Here is a 20,552-nt window from a genome sequence, read left to right on the forward strand (position 1 = left end):
GTTACTTCTCCCTCCTTTTCTCGATAATAATACATAGACTCGTTCCCTTTCCAAATTCACTGTCTATCTCAAGACGCGATGCTCCACCGAAAAAAGCCTTTATTCGATCATGAACATTAATAAGACCAACACCCGTTACAGTAGTCGCTTCACTCTGCCTATCTCCAGCCATAAGCAACGATTGCAGCATTTTTAATTTATCGGCAGGGATTCCCTTCCCATCATCTATTACGAAGATTCGAATTTCATTTTCTGAATCTTTAGCTGCAAGTCGAATATTTACAGGACGAATTACGGTAGATACTCCGTGTATAATACTATTTTCCACAAGAGGCTGAATAATAAAACGAGGACATATAACGCTCGACAAATCCATAGAAATATCTATCTCATACGTCAATCTGGCTTGTAGTCTTGTTTTATGAATTTGCAAATAAAACTTTGCCATATTAATCTCCTGTGCAAGATTTACCTCATCCTGCTCAGAAGACAAGCTGTAGCGCATCAGCCTTCCAAACCAAAACGAAATATCAGCCACTTCTTTATCATTGTTCGTTTCAGCGAGCATCCTAATTGTCTCAAGCGTATTATAAAGAAAATGCGGTTTAATCTGTGCTTGTAAAACTTTATAGGCAGCCTCTTTGTTAAGCAGCTCAGCACGATGGACATTGTTAATCAGCTCGTCCATGCGATGAAGCATAGAATTATACGTTTCAATTAAAAAGCCTATTTCATCCTTTTTCTTGGAACTTTTCTGTTTGAATATACTTTGACGCAAATTCTCTTCGTTTAACGTACGCATATGTCTCGCTAATTTTAGAATGCGCTTCGTAATAGAAGTTGCCAGCCAATAATATGCGAGTGATAATCCTACTAGCAGCAAAAATAGAATTATAATTACGATCACTTCAGACCTTGTAAGGGAATGAAACACATCGTCAACTTTACCTGTTATGAAGACATGAACGCCAAGCTCTTCAAGCACCAGTTGATTGATTACATTTTGACGGTCAATAATAAATGTATCCGTTTCCGAATCCACTAGCTCGAAAACATTGTCATGAATTTGCATTGGAAGGTTTCCAACAATTTCATCCTCTACTAAGAAAAAGGCCTCCCATGGAGCTTTTACTCCTGCAGCTTCAAAAAACTTTTTTATAAATGTATCGTTAATTCTAATTTCCAATAGTCCGATTATTTCAGTAAACTGTGTGTTGTAAAGATGCTGATAATAAATTAGCTCAGAATGTAAAGAGTCCGGATCAACTCTAACCCATAACCCGGAACCAGGTTTTAGAGAGCTTAGTGACTCTTCTATTTCGGGATCTAGAAATTCCCACCCAACAAAATGATCTGTTATTGTAAATATGTCTTCGCTCTTCGTGTAGATCAATAACGAATCAATTTCAGGATTGGCAAATAATGCTTGTGTATATAACGGTCGTATATAGCGAATAAAGGAATACACATTTTCTAATTCTGTGTCATATACACCATCAAGATAATCGGTAACATAAGAGTTATATTGCAAAACTCGATGTATCGACTCGATACGAGTGAAATCCATTTTCATATTCGCGTATGCTTGTTCCAATATCTTTTGACGCCCTTCAGCATACTGCTTCGTTAAGCTTCCATGTATTTGCATGTAATAATGGTAACCAAATGCCATTACCGGTATGAATATTAGCATAATATAGCCTAGCGTTATTTTCCGTGTAATATTCATCATTCACCCCTCCCGGCACTTGTATGTCATTTGGACTGCATTAACTAATATAACATGGAAGAATGCTCAATACTGACTGAAGTTTGAAAAACGGTAGAGAGACAACGTCTCTCTACCGGATTGACAAGTTATTTAATAAATAGCTCTTTCTTTTTTTGATAGATGTCATTCGCCCAATCAACCAGCTGTGGTAGTCCGAGTTGATCGGCAGTTTTTAACATGTTTTCATAATTAGCAATCGCTTCTTCTTCCGAGCCTGCAAGATAGATCTTTACTTTTTCATTTTTAATCATTTCATCGACTTTCGTTTTGATTGTTTTCTCTTCAGAATCTGGTTGAGTTTGGATTAGTCCAATCTCAGGCTTATATTGTGTGATCTGTTTTCGCTCTAGTAAGGCTTGTGTCTTTTGTGTACCAGGAACATATCCTTGCAGCCCTTCTGTGATACCATCATTGTACAGATACCACCACTTGATTCCATTACTGTTTACAAAGTCCGCATCTGACGGGTCATAATTCAAATTAGGATATCCCTCTTCATTCCACGTCCAATGCTCGCCTTCGATGCCGAACATTGTTAGTTTTTTCCCCTCATCGCTAGCAAGGTATTCAATGAATTTGATTGAAGCCTCAGGATCTTTGTTGTTTTTAGTAATAAATGTACCCGCGAATCCAAGTCCCGTGCTCACAATTTTAGCATCTTTAGATAATGCACTTGGCAGCATTTTAAATGTATGTGAACCGCCATTGCTTTTAATTTTTGCGTTATCGGTATCCGCTATACTTACTGTATGGCTATGAGCAAATGCTTTTCCACTGATCGCGTACTCATCATCAATTTGATCATTGGTGTATGCAAAATTTTCAGCCAGAATATAGCCTTCACGGTATAATTTATTCATAAATTTGAAGAAGTCCAGCATTTCTGGTTGCTTAATAGCGTATTCGATCTTGCCATCTCTTTCATACCATCCATCCAGCAGCGCTTCCACTCCAAATTGTTGCAGGAAATATTGTTCAATCCAGTCCTTATCCATAATCAATGGCACCATATCAGGATACTTTTTCTTCACCATGTCTAAAACATTCACAAAATCTTCTACAGAGTTTAGAGAAGGGTTGCCGAGTTCATTAAGTATATCCTCACGAACCGCAATACCTGGGTTGCCATCACTGCCAATTGCATATTTATTCGCGGCCATTTCCTCTTGCGTAGCAAAGGAATTTCTTACTGTATAGAAATTTCCATCGTCCATTGTATGAATGGCAATTCTCGTATTATCAATTACAAAATCAGGCGCATATTGTTCAATCAGTTCATTCCATGGGTATGATAAACTTGAATCCGACAACCGATCAATTTGCGAATAAGTAAAGATCAGATCCGGCAAGTCGCCTGAGGAAATCATAAGCGGCAGCTGTCTGTCATCAGCAGCGACCGTTACCTTTAATTTCACACCCGTTTTTTCAGTAATTTTCTCTGCAATCGGGCCCTTCCACTCACTGACAGGATACCAAGGAGCATCAATAAAAAGCGTTAGCTCCTTAACTTCATCATTCCCGGTTGATACCTTGCCAGCGTTCTCATTCGTATTCGCATTGTTACTGCCACAAGCCACTAGCAACGAAAGCGAAAGAACCAGTGACAACGATAGTAGCAAACCCTTCTTTATCCTCATCATCAAACAACCCCTCCATCAATCAAATTATATATCAAAGCAAGCTAGCTTGCTCTAATACCCTGAATCAACCTTTTACCGAGCCCAGCATAACGCCTTGAACAAAGTATTTTTGTAGAAACGGATATACGCAAACAATTGGCAGCACAGATATAACCATTGCAGCTAATTGAAGCGAGTAACTCGTAACCCCTGCTGAAGCACTGTTTGCTATCGCAATTGAATCCATAGGTGCGTTGCTTTTATTAATAACCTCCATCATACGAAAGGCTAGTGTTCTTAAATTTTCCGACTGCACAAAGTAAGCTGAATCCAGCCATGAATTCCATTGACCTACACCAGTGAATAACGACATTGTTGCAATAAGCGGCATCGATACAGGAAGAATAACCTTGTAAAAAATAACAAACTCATTTGCACCGTCTATATGAGCTGATTCCTTAAGCTCTCCTGGTATATCCCTGAAGAAGGTGATCGCGATTAACAAGAAGAACGTACTTAGCATGGAAGGAATAATATATACGCCAAACGAGTTGAGCAAGCCTATTGAGCGCAATACAACATAATAAGGAATTAAGCCTCCTGAAAAATACATTGCGAAGATAATAATTGTGAAATAGGTTTTACGGAATAATAGATTTTGATGCGATAATCCATAAGCGACAAGACTAGTAAACATGACGCCCAGCACTGTCCCTGAAAGCGTTCTCACAACACTGACAATAAAAGCCTTGTACCAGTGAGGGTCGCTTAAAAAACGTTCGTAATTTTCAAGAGTGAATGCTCTTGGCCAAAAGTAAATAGCTCCCGTAAGGGAATCCGTTCCTTTATTGAACGAAAGAATTAACACGTAATAAAACGGATAAAACATAACTATAAAAATGACGAATAGGATGACTGTGATCAAGCTATCCATAATCCGGTCTTTTTGTCTTTGACTCAAAGCCATATAATCCACTCCTCATTCTAAAATAAGCTTGATCCTGAAGCGCGTTTTGCAATATAGTTACTTGAAAAAATTAAGATGACAGATATAATAGATTGAATCAGATCGATAGCTGCTGCATATGAAAAACGACCATCCCTTAGACCGACCTTAAACGCATAAGTTTGAACAATTTCTGAAGTAGAATTATTTATACTATTGCCAAATAAAAACGCTTGTTCGAAGTTAGAACCTACTAAGCCGCCACCCAAAATGCTTCCAATTGTAAGAATAAGAACAACAACGATCGTTCCTTTCATACCTTGAAACGTAATATGCCGAATTCGTGCAAGTCTTCCCGCTCCATCGATTTGAGCTGCTTCGTACAATGTAGGATTTATCCCGGCTATAGCTGCCAGGAAAATAATCGTCCACCATCCTACCTCTTTCCATACTGCGCTTCCGACTGCTAGCCCCCAGAAGTGATCAGCGTTAGTCAATATATCTAACGGCTTATCAATTATACCGAGACTCATCAATGCTTTATTTATCATTCCTATATCTGCAGACAGGAAGGAGAATGCAATACCGGCCACTACTACCCAAGAAATGAAATGAGGCAAATAACTAACCGTTTGTACAACTTTTTTAAAACGAAGATTTTTAGCCTCGCTCAGCAAAATTGCAAGTATAATTGGAGCTGGGAAAGTAAACAGAACTTTCAGAAAGCTTAAAGCAAGCGTATTGCGTACGATTTCACCGAAACGATAATCGTTAATGAATTCATTGAAGTGCTTAAATCCAACCCACTCACTTGTAAATATTCCTTTAATCCCGGTAGATATGGAATAATCTTTGAATGCCATAATAATCCCAAACATTGGAGTGTAAGCGAATATTAACAAAAAAATCATCCCTAAGCCTACAAAAAGATGAAGAACTTTTTGTCTTTTCAATTGTTTGAAAAATTGTGTGCGGCGTTTGCTGAATCGAATATTACGATCAACTGAACTGTCTAATGCCATACAACCCCCTCCTTCTTCATTAATTATAGCTTTGCAAAAGATGCTCCCATAAGCCAACATTATTAAGAAAGCGTTGTCATTTTTTAAGATTTATTAGTATGGTTGACAGCTCCTTATCCCGCTAAATACAAAAAAACCGCAGCATACAAGAGTTTATCTCCTGCATACTGCGGATTTTTAGTTCGCCCAATATTGCTTGGCAAGACGTTGTCCTTGATGAATCTTCGCCCACTGCTCTTCCTCAGTCAGCTCATTTCCTCCATCGCAAGATGCAAAGCCGCATTGATGCGATAGGAACAGGCGATCCTTATCGATAATTTTAGAGGCTTCATCCAGCATTTTCAGCACGCGAGCTTCATCATCCAATGAATTTGTTTTCGAGGATAACAAGCCAAGCACGATTTCTGTGTCAGGTCTATCCTTGAACACCGCCAGCGCTTCAAGAGAACCGGCTCTTTCATCATCCCACTCAAGGAAAAAGCGATCGTATTTCAGCTGCTTAAGGAACAGGTTCGCAATTTTTACATACGAGCCGCCACCCATATTGCGCGAGTCGTAGTTGCCGCGGCAGTTGTGCGTCCACATTTTCAAGCCAAGCTCATGTCCAAAGTCGATAACCTCGTTATTAATTTCGATGAACTCAGTTGCTAGCGCTTTGACTTCTTCCTGATTAATATTTTCGCCCGTATACGGTGAATTTGGATTATCGTCGGCAAAAAGCTCCCATAAGCAATCATCAAACTGCAAAATTTTTCCTCCAGCAGCTGCAAATTCCTCAACAAATTGCTTGTAAGCCGTAACGAGTCCTCGCTTCAGCTCATCACGCGTACGATATACAGCGTCCGCTCCGCCAATATTATCGGACCAGGAAAGCTCTCCATAGATATGAGATGGGGAAGGTATGCAAAGCTTCGTTTCACGATCCCCTGCCAGCTCCTGCAGCTTATTGAAAATCTTAATAAAATGATGATTTTTACCGTTTAGTTCTCCTGTAATACGAAGCCCGATGTCTTTTCTTGTTTCGTATTTGGAGGTGCCGTCAATATCTCTGAAGAAATAGCCATGATCGGCAATATAGCGTTCGATTCCATGCAGTCCCCACACAAAGTCGAGATGCCACATCGATTTTGAAAATTCGCCATCCGTAATGATATCTAGTCCGTTATCAATTTCCTTTGCTACGATTTGCTCGATTGCAGCAGCTTCACATTGCTCATAGCCAGGTAAATTCTCATAAAACGGGTAGCTAATATCATCACGATGCTCAATTATATGTTTATATTCTAGTAAATCAGATGGACGTAATAGACTTCCTACAAGTTGAAATTTGTTGCACATGTCAGTTCCTCCCTTAGCTAGTACCTTGTTGCTATTGATTAGATATTAGCATGCAATAGCATGGGAGAAATAACACTAATTAGCTATAGCTAGATATAACAAAAAGCTATTACCGGGATAATCAACTACATATTATATATAACAAGCAGCGAGCAAGAGGTACCACCTTTAGAGCGGTATCGGATAGGGCGTGAGCTCAATCGCTGCATCCGCATCGGCGAAAACTTGTCTCGCTTCCGTCTCAAGCTCCGCCAAAGCCTCCCGCGTATAGCGCGAGCTGAAATGCGTCATAAGCAGTCTGCGAGCGCCTGCTTCATGCGCAATCTGCGCAGCCTGCAGGGCAGTAGAATGTCCGTACTCATGAGCTTTGTCCGCGAGCGCATGGGCAAATGTTGCTTCATGAACAAGCACATTGGCGCCCCTGCCAAGCTTGACGGCATTGGCACATGGCCTGGTATCGCCAAGTATCGTAACGATGCGGCCAGGCAGCGATTCTCCAACAGCATCAACCGAGCGAATCACTCGCCCATCCGCCAGCGTCACATCCTGTCCTGCTTTCAGTTGTCCGTAAACCGGGCCTGGAGGAAGCCCTTGCTCTGCAAGCCAGCCGGCATTCAGTACTCCAGGGCGCTCACGCTCCTCTATTCGATAGCCGTAGCTCTCAATCCGATGATCGAGCTTAGCAGCTTCGACCTTCACGTTAGCATCCTCAAAGATAGCTCCTTCTGCTTCGATTTCTGTAATATGGATCGGATAGTTTAAATGAGTTTCCGATATTCGCAAGCTTGTCTCCAGCAGCTCGCGCAATCCAGGTGGTCCGTATAGCTGCAATGCTTCTGTGCCGCCAAGCGAGGAGCGACTGCTCAATAAACCCGGCAAGCCGAAAACATGATCGCCATGCAAATGAGTAATCCATATTTTTGTTAATTTTGTAAGCTTTAACGGTGTTTGCAGCAGCCGATGCTGGCTGCCCTCCCCACAGTCAAACATCCAAAACGTTCCGTCGTTTTGCGTTAGCGCTATTGATGTTACATTTCTGTCACGAATCGGCATTCCCGCACTTGTCCCCAAAAACCATAGCTCCATCCTGCTCCACCTCTAATTTATAATAATTGCAACTTTTTCCTTCTATTGTTGCACAGCGCGGTAAGCGTTATACAAATTATACCGTCCAGCTTCAAGCCAAGCATAGATGTCCGCCAGCTTGAATTTTTTTCAAAAAACAGGGTTGACAACAGCTGCAAACATGTTAAACTATTCCCATAAGTTTACTGAGATTTACTCATTTTTTCATATATAAGCTGATTAGTTAACTAAAGGCTCCTGCATTCACGATTTCAAGTGAAAAGTAGGGGCCTTTCTGTTTATAGCTCATTTTTTATTATTTTTGAAGAAGGGACTGATCCAGATGGGCGAAAAAATTAAAGTTGATCGCGTTACAAAAACATTTGTCGTGCGTGACAGCGACCAAAAGGGAGCCAGGAAGGAATTCACCGCGATTAGCAATATGGAGTTTTCCGTTAAAGAAGGGGAGTTTCTTACTATCGTTGGTCCAAGTGGATGTGGAAAGTCAACCCTGCTTGATTTATTGGGCGGGCTGTCTACTCCAACAAAAGGACGAATTTTGCTTGATGGTCAAGAAATAAAAGGTCCCGGGCTGGATCGCGGCACTGTCTTCCAGCAATATGCCCTGTTCCCTTGGAAAACTGCGCGAGGCAATATTGAATTTGGACTTGAAGCGAAAGGAATTCCTAAACGTGAATGGCGCGCACAATCCGATCATTATTTAGAGCTAGTCGGGTTAAAAAGCTTTGCTGATCGATATCCGCATGAGCTGTCTGGTGGCATGAAGCAGCGTGTAGCAATTGCTCGCAGCCTGGCTTTTAATCCGGATGTTTTGCTTATGGATGAACCCTTCGCGGCTTTAGATGCTCAAACTCGCGAAACCTTGCAAAGCGAGCTGCTGCGAATATGGGAGAAAACGAAAAAAACGATTATCTTCATTACGCACGGGATTGATGAAGCAGTCTATCTTGGTCAACGGGTCGTCATTTTGTCGGCAAATCCTGGGCGCATTAAAAAAATCGTCGAGATCCCATTAAAGCACCGCTTAGCCGATGCAGATATTCGCTCGAACCCGGAATTTGTAAAGGCTCGTCATCAGGTTTGGAGCTTACTGCACGAGGACGAATATGCTGGACTATATATTTAATGCGAGAGGAGGCAAGCAAGCATGGTTGCGATTAGCAAACAAGTGAAATCCGCAAAAAGGCTGCATAAATTAACGATTAATCCTTTGTTGGCGCTACAAAAGCTAGTTAAACAATCAATCGTACTGCTGCTATTTTTCGTTGTGTGGGAGATTGCACCGCGTATCGGGCTCGTCGATCCTGCATTTTTCCCCGCTTTTTCCGAGGTAGCATCAGCATGGTGGAACATGCTTTTATCGAATGAACTATTTTCTCATTTCAGTGCAAGCATAACCCGCTCCATTGCCGGCTTTGGTTTAGCCATTGCGATTGCGATCCCGTTAGGTCTAGTCATTGGCTGGTATCCGATTGCGCGTGATCTGCTCAATCCTATTCTGGAACTGTTTCGTAATACTGCAGCATTAGCGCTGTTACCCGTGTTCATCCTATTGCTGGGGATCGGCGAAACCTCTAAAATAGCGATTGTGTTTTTCGCTTGTACTTGGCCAATTTTATTGAATACAATCGCTGCTGTCCGCAACGTTGATCCACTTCTGATTAAATCTGCACGATCGATGAACATATCATCCTTTTCGTTGTTTTACAAGGTCATTCTCCCTGCTTCAATTCCAACAATGTTTACAGGCATCCGCATGGCCGGCACTGGAGCAATTCTCGTCTTGATTGCCGCTGAGATGGTCGGTGCCAAAGAAGGTCTAGGCTACTTCATCACGTATTCTCAATATAACTTCATGATCCCTGAAATGTATGCAGGCATTCTTACAATCTCGATACTTGGCCTGATCATTAACTACGGCTTGCTGGCGCTAGAAAAAAGATTATCTCGTTGGAAGCAAGATCCGACTGTGTAATTTTTTTATATCTTAATCCAAGTAACTCAATATGAATAATAGGAGTGTGTTTGTAATGACAAAACAATTAAAGCTAGGAGCATTTTTCAATTTACCAGGTCATCATTTTGCAAGCTGGCGCTACCCTACTACGCATCCAGAGCGCTCGCTTGATTTGGATTATTTTATCGAGCTGGCTCAAATTGCGGAGCGAGGCAAATTTGATACGATCTTTTTTGCAGATGGATTCGGTCAAGAGCTTCAGGAAAACTCGCCCTCCGGCATTAAATTAGATCCGATTATCATTTTGTCTGCATTAACAGCTGTAACGAAAAACATCGGCTTAGTGGCAACGTTGACCACAACCTATAACGAGCCTTTTCAAGTAGCTCGAAAATTTATTGGCATTGATCATTTGTCCAATGGCAGAGCAGCGTGGAATGTTGTCACTTCTGCAAATGGGAAGGAAGCAACGTTATTCGGAAAGGAGAAGCATCTGGCTCACGCCGATCGTTACGTTCGTGCAGAGGAGTTTGTAGAGGTAGTGAAAAAGCTATGGCTCTCTATTGAACATGAAGCGCTTGTGATCGATAAAGAAAAGGGGCAATATCTCGATCTTAATAGAGTACACCCGGTTGACCATGAAGGGTTATGGTTCAAGGTTCAAGGAACTTTAGACGCGCCAGCCTCGCCACAGGGTCACCCTGTTATTGTGCAAGCAGGCTCTTCCGAAGCTGGAAAAGAGCTGGCTGCCAAAACAGCTGAGGTTGTATTTACTGGCTGGCAAACGTTAGAGGAAGCACAAGCCTTTTATCGCGATGTAAAAAGCCGTCTGGCTAAATACGGACGCAAGGCTGATGACCTTAAAATTATGCCTGGTGTGTTCATCACGGTAGCCAGGACAGAAGCTGAAGCGATTGCTAAGCGAAAAGAACTAAATTCTTATATATTGCCTGATGTAGGCCTTGCTTATCTATCGCACTTTATCGGTGCCGATCTTAGCGGCTACGATGTTGACGGTCCGATCCCTGCGCATTCAAGCAATGACGATCCAACTAATCCGCAAATTCGCGCCAATATTGTTCGCGGCATTGCCGAGCGCGAAGGGCTGCAAACGATTCGCGAGCTTTATGAGTTTATTGCAGGAGCGCGCGGACATCGTGAAATTGTCGGCACGCCTGCACAAATTGCCGATCAATTGCAGGAGTGGTTCGAAAACGAGGCAGCCGATGGCTTTAACGTGATGGCGCCTACGTTCCCGGATGGTCTGAACGATATCGTCGAGCTTGTCATTCCTGAGCTGCAGCGACGCGGCTTATTCCGTACAGAGTATGAAGGTCATACACTGCGTGAAAATTTAGGCCTGTCGCTTCCGATTCGCCCTGCGCAGCAAACGATAAGCACAACTCAAGCTTAAGGAGAGCTAACCTATGCAAAAAACTTATACATTCGTCTTATTCGCACTCATTAGCTCCATGCTTTTTAGTCTGCTGGCTGGATGCTCTTCATCAAATAAGCCCGCTGCAGCAAAAGCTGGCGGCAGCTCCAGTGAAGATAAGGTTCTGCAATATCAAAGCTCGCCAGGCTCTGTCAGCTTTCCCGAATTGGCGGCTGATCTCGGTTATTTGGGTGATTTGACGCTGGATAAAGTAAGCAATTCTGTCGGTGGCCCCGAAAGCATTCAGTTAACAGCAACGGGAGATATCGATTTTGGCTCTGCATTTAACGGCGCAACGATTAAAGCCATATCCAAAAATGTAAAGATCAAAGCGGTGGTCGGCTCCTATGGCAGCGATGAAAACACCTATATCGGAGCTTATGTGCTTGAGGATAGTCCGATAAAAGGCCCAAAGGATTTTATCGGCAAAAAGGTCGGCATGAATATTTTAGGCGCACATGCTGAATTTCTCGTAAAGGATTATTTGCGACAGGAAGGGTTGACGGAAAAGGAAATCGATGAGGTTATTTTAGTGACTATTCCGCCTGCCAACGCCGAGCAAACGCTGCGAAATAAACAGCTCGATGTCATCATATTTAGCGGCATAGCGAGAGACTTTGCGCTGGAACGAGGCGGGATTGTTGAACTGTTCAAGGATACTGATGTATTTGGCGGGAATTTTACAGCAGGCGATTATTTCTTTACTGAAAAGTACATTGCCGAAAACCCTACAACGGTAAAAACCTTTACCGAAGGCGTTGCAAAAGCGATTGAGTGGGCTAGAGAAACACCGCGAGAAGAAGTCATCGCTCGCTTTGAAAAAATAGTCGCCGCCCGCGAAGGGAATGAGCCGACAGCGAATCTGAAATATTGGAAAAGCACCGGTATTGCCACTACAGGCGGCGTCATTGAAGATAAAAACTTTAGCATTTGGATCGAGTGGCTTGAGAAAAACGGAGAACTGGAGCCTGGTACGATAAAAGCTGAGGATCTATATACGAATGAATTTAATCCTTATGCTCAATCTCAGTAAAGGCGGCGCTATACTGCCTGACTTCACCCAGTTCTAAACCATTTAATTTGGAGGTTATTGATATGTCACGTATTGTTATTATTAATGGCGCAAATGCCGCAAGCTCTCGAGTGAATGCGGTGCAGCAGTACATCGAAAAAACAATTGACGAGGTAGCTTCGATTGAAGTGTTCAAGCTGCCTGCTGAAGATTTACTGACTGCTAATTTCAATAGCGAGCATATTCAAGCTGTAAATCGGATTGTCGAGAAAGCTGAAGCCGTTGTCGTTCTTACACCGGTGTATAAAGCAGCCTACTCTGGAATTTTGAAAACATACTTGGATCTGCTGCCGCAAAAGGGACTTGAGCATAAAACGATTCTGCCGATTGCAGTAGGAGGATCGCTGGCTCATTTGCTATCGCTGGAGTATGCATTAAAGCCAGTGCTGTCGGTGCTGGGAGCTACGACTATTTTGCAGCCTGTCTATTTAATCGATAAACAGATCGAACGGCTGGAAAACGGCAGCTTTTCGATTGCAGAGGAAGCAATTGAGCGAATCGATAAGGAGCTGAATAGACTAGCTCCGGTAGTGTCTAATCCGGTATAATTACTCTTTTGCTCAACTGCACATTGAGCGTAGCATTTGCTACGGAAAAGAGGGGCCGCAGCCCCTCTTCCTCCTGTCGCCTATGCGATTCGTTCGCTAGCGCTATTCGATTTCAGATCCACTCAGCTCAGGATTAGCCTGAATTTGCTCTGCAAAAATATCGAGCAGTGCGCGTACTTCATCCGTTGACTTGGTGCTCATCAATCGATGCCTTAATTCACTTGCACCGCGGAAGCCTTTGACATAGATTTTGAAAAAGCGATGCAACCCGGACATGGAACGAGGCAACTGCTCAGCATATTGATCCTGTAAATCAAGCTGTAATCTTAGCAGCTCCAAATACTCTTCACTACTATGCTCCTGCGGCTCCTGCTCGAAGGCAAACGGATTTTTGAAAATGCCGCGCCCGATCATAATACCGTCAACACCATATTGCTCGACTAGCTCCAACCCTTTTTGCCGATCTGGAATATCTCCGTTGATCGTAAGCAATGTATCGGGTGCAATCCGGTCTCGCAATTGCTTAATGTGCGGGATAAGCTCCCAATGCGCCGCAACCTGGCTCAATTCCTTTGTTGTACGGAGGTGGATGGACAGATTTACAATATCTTGCTTGAGAATATGCGTCAGCCATTCCTCCCACTCGTCCACTTCATTGAATCCAAGTCTTGTTTTCACACTTACGGGCAATCCGCCCGCCTTTGCCGCCTGGATAATGTCTGCCGCAACGTCCGGACGCAAAATAAGTCCGCTTCCCTTTCCTCGCGACGCGACATTCGGAACGGGGCAGCCCATATTAATATCGATGCCTTTGAAGCCCAGCTCCGCCATCCCGATACTCATTTGCCGAAAATATTCCGGCTTATCTCCCCATATATGTGCTACAATTGGCTGTTCATCCTCTGTAAACAATAAACGGCCGCGTACCTTTTGCGTTCCCTCTGGATGACAATAGCTCTCCGTGTTCGTAAACTCTGTAAAAAACACGTCGGGCTTGCCGGCTTTGGCAACGACATGGCGAAATACAACATCCGTCACATCTTCCATCGGGGCAAGTATAAAAAACGGCCGCGGCAAGTCACGCCAAAAATTTTCCTTCACTTCAAACTCAATCCTTCCACAATAGATGGTACATCAAGCTGTCTTATTATCGTTTAACGTTTAATATACCAATCGACCAGACTGTTGTAAACCTCGACCTTAAAATGCTATTAATTTCAAAGATTGTAGAGCGTGTTGTCCCTCTGCTACAATGAGAACGGGAAGCAAGCAAATGGAATAATTTGCAGTTATTTTCGATTGAGAGGATGATCATTGTGTTTAAGAAGCTAGCATCAGAAGCACTCGGGTTAAGCGATATCGGTAAAGTGATTGATCGCAAGGACTTTGACAAGGTAGACACTGACGATTATGTTATGCACGAGGATGGCGAGAAAATTTACTTCATTATCAAGTCTAAAAAAGACGAGTACTGCTTTACAAATCTTGCGTTAATCCATCTCGATGGCGAGAGTGCCATAAGCAGCAAGCGCGTGCTGAAGCGCTACAGCTATTCCTCTCATGAAATCTCGAGAGTAATGCTGGAAACAGCAGGCACAGTCGACCTGGATGTAGAGATCAAGTTCCAGATTGGCAGTGAAAGCTTCTCTATTGATGTCGATAAAAAGCAGCTTGAACAAATAAAAGACCTTTACAAAACGCTGTACAAAATTTCTGAAATCGTCGCGACCAACGATAAGCTTTATGACTATGCGGTACAAAGCGTACATATTGCGAAAGAAAGCCTCGGCCGGGTTTCTACACAAAGCGCTTCAATAGCAGAGCAATTTACCAATATTAATGAGTACGCCTTTAATTGGATGAAAGCCAAGCATGATGAATATAAAATAAAGGACTTTGGCTTCGTATTCGAAAAGTATATTAACCAGTAATCATCATAATGATTAATAACCAAATGAGCAGCCATGAGAAGAAATTACTCCTCCTCCGTGGCTGCTCATTATCGTTTATGAAGATGGGTTGGCTCTCCATCATATTATCTTCAATTTTGTTTCTACGCGCTGCGAACGACACGAAAGCCTTGGTCCGGCCCATAGCCGCTTGCTTCAAATTTGCCGCGGAAGGCGCTCTCGGTGTTGCTGACGTCGCCGATCCAGCCGCCGCCCTTCACCACACGGTAAATTCCGCTTTCAAAATCATTGTCCTCATACCAGTCCCAGCACCATTCTCTTACATTGCCTGACATATCATAAAGCCCCAGCTCGTTCGGCTTTTTCGAGCCAACCGCTTGCGTTGTATTTCTGTTGTTCTCAATCGCAGCCCAGGTCCAATCTCCCGACAAATACTCATTGCCAGCGTTTCTCCAATACCAGGCAACTTCATCTGCATTCGTTCCGCCGCTATATGGGGAGCTTTCGCTCAGTTGACCTCCGCCGGCTGCATATTCCCATTCCGCTTCCGTTGGCAAGCGGTAGCCATTCGCGCCTTCATTGATCGTGACGGTCCATTTGACAGGGTCATACTCGCTTTTATTGTGCGAGTCTATTTTAGTTTTGTCGATATTGTAGTACGGCTCCAAGCCTTCCTTTATACTCCTTCTATTACAGTACTCAACAGCGTCATACCAGCTTATCATCTCAACTGGCAAATTATTGCCCTGGAAGGCTGAAGGGTTGCTCCCCATCACATCCTGCCACTCTTTTTGGGTTACCTCATATTTGCCGATATAAAAGTCCGCTATTGTTACGTCTTTTCCATAGTAATTGGACGTTGTGTTTTTAAAGGTCCCGCCTTCAACGAGCACCAAGCTATCATTGTTTCCACTGTTCTCAGTCTTATCCTGCGAGCAAGCGCTAATGATGACGATGACCGCGATTAATAGAAAAAGGATTGGTTTTCTCATTATCATGATCGTTATCTCCTTCGTAAAGGATGGAAAGCTCAAATTAACTGCTTAACTGCTTAGCTGAACGACATAAGGCCGCCGGCTGTGAAACCGGCAGGCCCTGGCTAATTCTTTGTCAAAAAGCTGCAAGCGAGCGAACGTGAGGCAATTACCACACCGTTACGTTCGAGCTTCCGCTGCTTTGATAGCCTTCTGTCGCAAGCACTTGGTAAGACCAGCTGCTGCCCAGATTCATTCCTACATTTCTCCATGCGTTAACGTGATTGCTGAACGTAATGGAGACATTGTTGCCAGTCGGTCTCTTAGACTGGCGCACGCTCCAGAACTGCTGGAAGGTTTGTGTTCCGTCAATAGAAGGAGCGTTGTAGCGCATCGTTGTATATATGTCATATGTGCCGCCATCGCTGGTAACCGATCCTTTATACTGTCCAGTAGGCCGATATGTGCCCCAGCTGTCTACGACGTAATATTCAATCAGAGAGTTTCTTGTCCATCCATAGAGAGTCAAGTAAGCATTGCCGGACGGCGCCCAGACGCCAGCATTGTAGTTAATTGTTCGTGATGGAGATCCAGTAGCCCAGCCTTTGCCGACAACAAAATTTCCGGTATTTGACCATTGCACACTGTAATTGCCGCCAGATCCATTCGTAGCATTTACAGTTCCGCCGCCATCCGTCCAATATTGCCAATGCGTGTTCGCACTTGCGGTTGTTGCAAGCAATCCAAAACTTAAAGTAGCTGCAATCATTAGCTTCAAAAACTTCTTGTTTAACTTAAGCATAGCTTTACCTCCCGAAAAACAATTGGATTTTTCACTACTTCCCTACAAACTACATGCTTGTCCCTCTTAGCAGCACAACACTAACCAACATTCAAATTTGTTAGTTGTTCACAACTTACTTTCACCTCCTTTATAGGTAAATTATAGAATGAAAGCGTATACACAAAAATAAAGGAATTAAAGATTACACTACAGATTTTAAATATATGTTTGGGTAGGTTGACTCTCCCCTTAGAGGATCGTTTATCCTTTCGTATAGAGGCGGGAACACTACGCTTTGTACCAATTTAGTATGGAAGGATGAATAACATGTATACCGTTCGCGAGGTGGCAAAACTGGCGCATACAACCGTTAAGACATTACACCATTATCACAAAACAGGTCTTTTAATTCCCGAGCAAACGTCAGAAGCCGGCTATCGCTTATATGGGAAGAAGGATTTGGAACGATTGCAGCAAATCCTTTTTTACAAAGCGCTGGATTTTCCTCTCAAATCGGTCAAGTCATTGTTAGATGGCCATATCGACAGAGAAAATACGCTGCTTCAGCAAAAGCTTTTGCTGGAACAGAAAATAGCTCATTTCAAGGAGCTGATCACAACTATCAATACTACTATAGAAAGTGCCAAACAAGGAGTTGATTTAGAAATGGAAACGATGTTTAAAGGGTTTGCATCTGAAGAGGAATGGCAACAAGCGTTAAAGGAGCAGAATGAGCATTTGCGGAAGGAATATGATGTTGACCTGTTGCAGCAGCCGATTGATGTAGCAGCATTAAATGACTCTGCCTTGGAAGCACAGTCATTTAATGAGGATATGATTCGATTTTTGCAGGAAGGCTTCTCGGCAAATACTCCTCTTGAGCAATGGCAAGTCGGTTACGCATACTTTCTGAATAAGGTGGCCGTTTATTATTCAGCGGGCAAAAATTATCATTCTAATCTTTGAGCGCGGCAGCTAATGTACTGCTTTGTTTAAGCTTCTGTATAGATAGATTCAAGCTGTAGTTTCCGTATTCAAGCAGTTTGCCAAGAAAATAAGTCAATTGTTCTTGGGATGTTACTTTCACCGTCAAATGAAAACAGCCCGCACCCGAAATGCGATGCGCTTCAACGACTTCATTTTGATCTGAAATAAAGCGAATAAAAGCATCATGATTGGCTGTTTTCATTTGAATAATAACAAACGCAGTAAAAGCAAGCCCTAATTTCAATTCATCAATGATTAACGAGTAAGCAGATATGATGCCGCTATCCTCTAATTTTTTTATTCGATTGCCTACTGCCTGACCGGTCATATGAATCTGTTCCCCTATGTCCTTCCACGGGATGCGTGCATTATCCAATAATAGTTGAAGGATCTGAAAATCCGTTTGATCTAGTTTCATATAAAAATCCTTTCGCCATGAAATGATTTAATAAAAATGTGTTTCGCCAGGCTATCGATACAACTCCGGATGTTCTTTATCATTTTATTATACCGCAAGCGATATTCCAAAATGAAAAGGAGCTGGAAGCACATGAATATACAACTAATTCGAAATGCGACTCTTATGGTCCAGTATGCAAGGAAGAGGTTTTTAGTCGATCCATTTCTAGCTGAAAAAGGGGCGTATCCGCCATTTCCTAATTCATTGCGCCAAGATCAAAACAATCCTTTGCTTGACTTGCCTGTTTCGATAGACGACATAATAACCGACCTTGATGCTGTAATTGTTACTCATCTGCATCTAGATCATTGGGACGAAGCAGCGAAAGAGTTATTGCCTAAGGAAATTAAAATGTTTGTGCAAAATGAGGAGGATGCAACTGAAATTAAGGGCGCTGGCTTTCAAAACGTTGAGGTTCTCCAGGAAAATAGTAAATTTGGCGAAATTCAACTAACTAAAACTAAAGGCGAACACGGACGAGGGGAAATATTGCAGCTTGCCGGGCAGGTGTGCGGTGTAATCTTGAAGCATCCAAGTGAAAAGACGCTTTATATTGCTGGAGATACAGTTTGGTATGAAGCTGTTCAAGAGACAATCGATGCACATCAGCCAGAAATTATTGTCGTAAATGGCGGTGATAATCAATTTCTGCAAGGTGGCTCTCTCGTGATGGGGAAAGAAGATATTTATATGGTATATAAAGCTGCGCCTTCGTCAAAAATTATCTCTGTCCATATGGAAGCTGTTAATCATTGGACATTATCGCGAGAGGAATTGATAAGCTTTTCTAAGGAAAAAGGATTTTCCACTAATCTTCTCGTTCCATATGATGGAGAAGCTTATACATTTTAATAAAATATGTTGCAGCTACAGTATCACACCGCATGCCTCTCTGGTATGCGGTGTGATACTGTAGCTGCAGCTGCTCCAAATTATAAATGAGACTATAGGCGGTGTCCTCTCGCCGAACAGCTTGCAAGGCATCCAGAGCAAATTCGAGCTGATCCTTCTCGCGCGCTGAGGACTCGTCAGCAATATGAGCCGCCCCTTTCACGTACCGCTCCATCGAATTGCGGTCGTAATCGCTGTACGTGCTTCGCCAGTGCTCATCGCGCTTTCCCCCCTTTTTCCAACATCACAATCAATTCGTTCACTCTTTCGTTCTCGATTTCGTGAAGGATCGTATCGAATATCCAGTCGATCCGCTCATCATAGCGCTGAAGTGCAGCCGTAATTCTCGTTAAGCGCTGCTCGGTCTCCTTCTCTTGAAGAAGCTGGCGGATTTTCTCTCGATAAGGCTCTATATCCTCCTCATCAGCTCTTTCCGCTTCAAGCTGCGCAATCTTCTGCTCCAGCAGCATGACATGGAGCTCAACCTTGGCGATAGGCGTCAGCGGTTTAACGAAGCTATTGCTATCGACGAACACCTCCCGCTTCACCCCAAAATAGTCGACAAGCGCCTGAAGCCGCTCCTGTGGAATCGGTCTGCGCTTTTTGATCCAATCAGAAAATTGCTGCGGCGTAATATGAAGCTGACGCCCAATCCCGGAATAGGACTGCTCGTTAATCATAACCAAATATTCCAGCACTGTTTTCGACTCACTTCGTTCATGCTTACTCATATAGCTTCCCTCCACGACATAATTTACGTCAACTATACAGCATCGACATAATTTATGTCAATAGATTCGACGTAATTTATGTCAGCAGCAAAAAAGCCATCGAGATATACTCGACAGCTTAAGAGAGCCAACACCTCACCGGTTTCATAAATTCACTACAAGCGTCCCCGTTTACAAGCACCTATTGCTATACCGCATCATTTGCTTTCCTTCAGCTTCCATGCACTAACGAAAAATGCAGCAGAACCGATGAGCGGAAATACAGCCAACCAGCTTTTGCTGAGAGCCTGCTCGATAAACGTTATCGCAAGAATAATGCCCAGAATCGCATAGATTAGCTTCTTTTTCATGAGCGATCTCCTCCCTTCCTGGCCCCTGATTACAAATCACGGGAAGCATATACGCGAATCGAAATCAACAGGGATGCTGCACCAATTACAGCGGCCAACAGAACGAAAAGCAGCCCTTGCATAGGCTGAGAAAGCGGGATGTTGCTCCAATCCATGCTGCTATTTTGCAGCAGCTTGATCACACTCGGCATAACAAATGGCGTAATAAAAATCATAAAGAAGAAAATGTATCTCGACTTTTCATAGCCAAACCGATATTGAATCGGAATGATGACTCCAAATGCAATTTGCAGGATCAGCACAGCCAGGCCGCTCTCATACAAATTAAGCAGCCGAAGCTCAAGCGGTGCGATTAAGGCAGTTAGCGTATAAAGCAGATAGCACGCTGCAAACAGCACTGCCACCATCACATATTTGGCGATCACCAGCTTTTTTCGTGTATACGGAGTGGCGCACAAATAAGCAGCACCGCGAAACTTATCCTCCGCCATCGAAGCGCTGTTAAACATTAAGTACGCGATAAACAGCGTGCTTATAAAAAAGGAAGGAAATTCGCCACCAGCCATCAGCTTCGTATGAATGAACACAGGCAGCACCAGCGCGGCGATCAGCAGCACAATCCAATACCTTTTCGCTAATAAAAAATCCTTCTTCACCAAATGATAAAGCAT

Annotated in this window: 21 protein-coding genes; 8 read left to right on the forward strand and 13 right to left on the reverse strand. The window is 43.1% G+C overall.

Going from position 1 to position 20,552, the window contains the following annotated elements; translation table 11 throughout:
* Position 1: 1 nt before the first annotated feature.
* The 6 genes from KJS52_RS08800 to rnz all read right to left on the reverse strand — a co-directional run bounded on the left by KJS52_RS08800 (position 2) and on the right by rnz (position 7,782).
* A complete protein-coding gene (locus KJS52_RS08800) occupies positions 2–1,729 on the reverse strand; it encodes a sensor histidine kinase (protein ID WP_213514355.1) in 1,728 nt (575 codons plus the stop codon).
* A 128-nt stretch (positions 1,730–1,857) separates the two neighbouring features.
* Entirely contained in the window at positions 1,858–3,408 is a 1,551-nt protein-coding gene (locus KJS52_RS08805; protein WP_246563328.1) for an extracellular solute-binding protein, read from the reverse strand.
* A 67-nt stretch (positions 3,409–3,475) separates the two neighbouring features.
* The gene (locus tag KJS52_RS08810; protein ID WP_213514357.1) at positions 3,476–4,357 is read right to left on the reverse strand and encodes a carbohydrate ABC transporter permease; all 882 of its coding nucleotides are present in this window, start codon (positions 4,355–4,357) and stop codon (positions 3,476–3,478) included.
* Between the two features lie 17 nt (positions 4,358–4,374).
* A complete protein-coding gene (locus tag KJS52_RS08815; protein ID WP_213514358.1) occupies positions 4,375–5,358 on the reverse strand; it encodes an ABC transporter permease in 984 nt (327 codons plus the stop codon).
* A gap of 177 nt (positions 5,359–5,535) precedes the next feature.
* Positions 5,536–6,696 carry a cobalamin-independent methionine synthase II family protein gene (locus tag KJS52_RS08820; protein ID WP_213514359.1) on the reverse strand — a complete coding sequence of 387 codons (1,161 nt, stop codon included), beginning with the start codon at positions 6,694–6,696 and terminating at the stop codon, positions 5,536–5,538.
* Between the two features lie 168 nt (positions 6,697–6,864).
* A complete protein-coding gene (rnz, locus tag KJS52_RS08825) occupies positions 6,865–7,782 on the reverse strand; it encodes a ribonuclease Z (RefSeq protein ID WP_213514360.1) in 918 nt (305 codons plus the stop codon).
* Positions 7,783–8,104: 322 nt separating this feature from the next.
* Here rnz and KJS52_RS08830 point away from each other — a divergent pair, with 322 nt between their 5' ends.
* The 5 genes from KJS52_RS08830 to ssuE all read left to right on the forward strand — a co-directional run bounded on the left by KJS52_RS08830 (position 8,105) and on the right by ssuE (position 12,794).
* Positions 8,105–8,908 (forward strand): ABC transporter ATP-binding protein, encoded by an 804-nt coding sequence (locus KJS52_RS08830; RefSeq protein ID WP_213514470.1) that lies wholly within the window; start codon positions 8,105–8,107, stop codon positions 8,906–8,908.
* A gap of 21 nt (positions 8,909–8,929) precedes the next feature.
* Positions 8,930–9,757 carry an ABC transporter permease gene (locus tag KJS52_RS08835; RefSeq protein WP_213514361.1) on the forward strand — a complete coding sequence of 276 codons (828 nt, stop codon included), beginning with the start codon at positions 8,930–8,932 and terminating at the stop codon, positions 9,755–9,757.
* 55 nt (positions 9,758–9,812) lie between these two features.
* Positions 9,813–11,153, forward strand: a complete 1,341-nt coding sequence (locus tag KJS52_RS08840) for an LLM class flavin-dependent oxidoreductase (RefSeq protein ID WP_213514362.1) — start codon at positions 9,813–9,815, stop codon at positions 11,151–11,153.
* A 13-nt stretch (positions 11,154–11,166) separates the two neighbouring features.
* The gene (locus tag KJS52_RS08845; protein WP_213514363.1) at positions 11,167–12,207 is read left to right on the forward strand and encodes an ABC transporter substrate-binding protein; all 1,041 of its coding nucleotides are present in this window, start codon (positions 11,167–11,169) and stop codon (positions 12,205–12,207) included.
* Between the two features lie 62 nt (positions 12,208–12,269).
* Positions 12,270–12,794 carry an NADPH-dependent FMN reductase gene (gene ssuE, locus KJS52_RS08850; RefSeq protein WP_213514364.1) on the forward strand — a complete coding sequence of 175 codons (525 nt, stop codon included), beginning with the start codon at positions 12,270–12,272 and terminating at the stop codon, positions 12,792–12,794.
* 102 nt (positions 12,795–12,896) lie between these two features.
* On the opposite strand, the gene KJS52_RS08855 is transcribed toward ssuE, so the two are convergent.
* Positions 12,897–13,841, reverse strand: coding sequence for a tRNA dihydrouridine synthase (locus KJS52_RS08855; protein WP_373871352.1), 945 nt, complete (start codon positions 13,839–13,841; stop codon positions 12,897–12,899).
* A 269-nt stretch (positions 13,842–14,110) separates the two neighbouring features.
* Between KJS52_RS08855 and KJS52_RS08860 the strand changes: the two genes are divergently transcribed.
* On the forward strand, positions 14,111–14,725 hold the full coding sequence (locus tag KJS52_RS08860; RefSeq protein WP_213514366.1) for a PH domain-containing protein: 615 nt from the start codon (positions 14,111–14,113) through the stop codon (positions 14,723–14,725).
* A gap of 122 nt (positions 14,726–14,847) precedes the next feature.
* Here KJS52_RS08860 and KJS52_RS08865 read toward each other — a convergent pair whose 3' ends face one another.
* Together KJS52_RS08865 and xynA are read right to left on the reverse strand one after the other, a co-directional pair.
* Positions 14,848–15,696 carry a formylglycine-generating enzyme family protein gene (locus tag KJS52_RS08865; protein WP_213514471.1) on the reverse strand — a complete coding sequence of 283 codons (849 nt, stop codon included), beginning with the start codon at positions 15,694–15,696 and terminating at the stop codon, positions 14,848–14,850.
* Positions 15,697–15,847: 151 nt separating this feature from the next.
* Positions 15,848–16,480, reverse strand: coding sequence for an endo-1,4-beta-xylanase XynA (gene xynA / locus KJS52_RS08870; RefSeq protein ID WP_213514367.1), 633 nt, complete (start codon positions 16,478–16,480; stop codon positions 15,848–15,850).
* A gap of 309 nt (positions 16,481–16,789) precedes the next feature.
* On the opposite strand from xynA, the gene KJS52_RS08875 reads away from it, so the two are divergent.
* Positions 16,790–17,428, forward strand: coding sequence for a MerR family transcriptional regulator (locus KJS52_RS08875; protein ID WP_213514368.1), 639 nt, complete (start codon positions 16,790–16,792; stop codon positions 17,426–17,428).
* Here KJS52_RS08875 and KJS52_RS08880 read toward each other — a convergent pair.
* Positions 17,418–17,867, reverse strand: coding sequence for an Lrp/AsnC family transcriptional regulator (locus KJS52_RS08880; protein WP_213514369.1), 450 nt, complete (start codon positions 17,865–17,867; stop codon positions 17,418–17,420). The two genes, KJS52_RS08875 and KJS52_RS08880, sit on opposite strands and share 11 nt — an antisense overlap.
* Before the next feature lie 132 nt (positions 17,868–17,999).
* Here KJS52_RS08880 and KJS52_RS08885 point away from each other — a divergent pair, with 132 nt between their 5' ends.
* Complete coding sequence (locus KJS52_RS08885) at positions 18,000–18,761, forward strand: MBL fold metallo-hydrolase (protein WP_213514370.1); 762 nt, start codon at positions 18,000–18,002, stop codon at positions 18,759–18,761.
* A gap of 254 nt (positions 18,762–19,015) precedes the next feature.
* Here the strand turns inward: KJS52_RS08885 and KJS52_RS08890 are convergent, their stop codons facing one another.
* The 3 genes from KJS52_RS08890 to KJS52_RS08900 form a co-directional block, all read right to left on the reverse strand.
* Entirely contained in the window at positions 19,016–19,531 is a 516-nt protein-coding gene (locus KJS52_RS08890; protein WP_213514371.1) for an XRE family transcriptional regulator, read from the reverse strand.
* Positions 19,532–19,728: 197 nt separating this feature from the next.
* The gene (locus tag KJS52_RS08895) at positions 19,729–19,881 is read right to left on the reverse strand and encodes a hypothetical protein (RefSeq protein ID WP_213514372.1); all 153 of its coding nucleotides are present in this window, start codon (positions 19,879–19,881) and stop codon (positions 19,729–19,731) included.
* Between the two features lie 29 nt (positions 19,882–19,910).
* Positions 19,911–20,552, reverse strand: coding sequence for an ABC-2 transporter permease (locus tag KJS52_RS08900; protein WP_213514373.1), 642 nt, complete (start codon positions 20,550–20,552; stop codon positions 19,911–19,913).

It is taken from the genome of Paenibacillus montaniterrae, from assembly GCF_018403185.1.
In the GTDB taxonomy this organism is placed as follows: Bacteria; Bacillota; Bacilli; order Paenibacillales; family Paenibacillaceae; genus Pristimantibacillus; species Pristimantibacillus montaniterrae.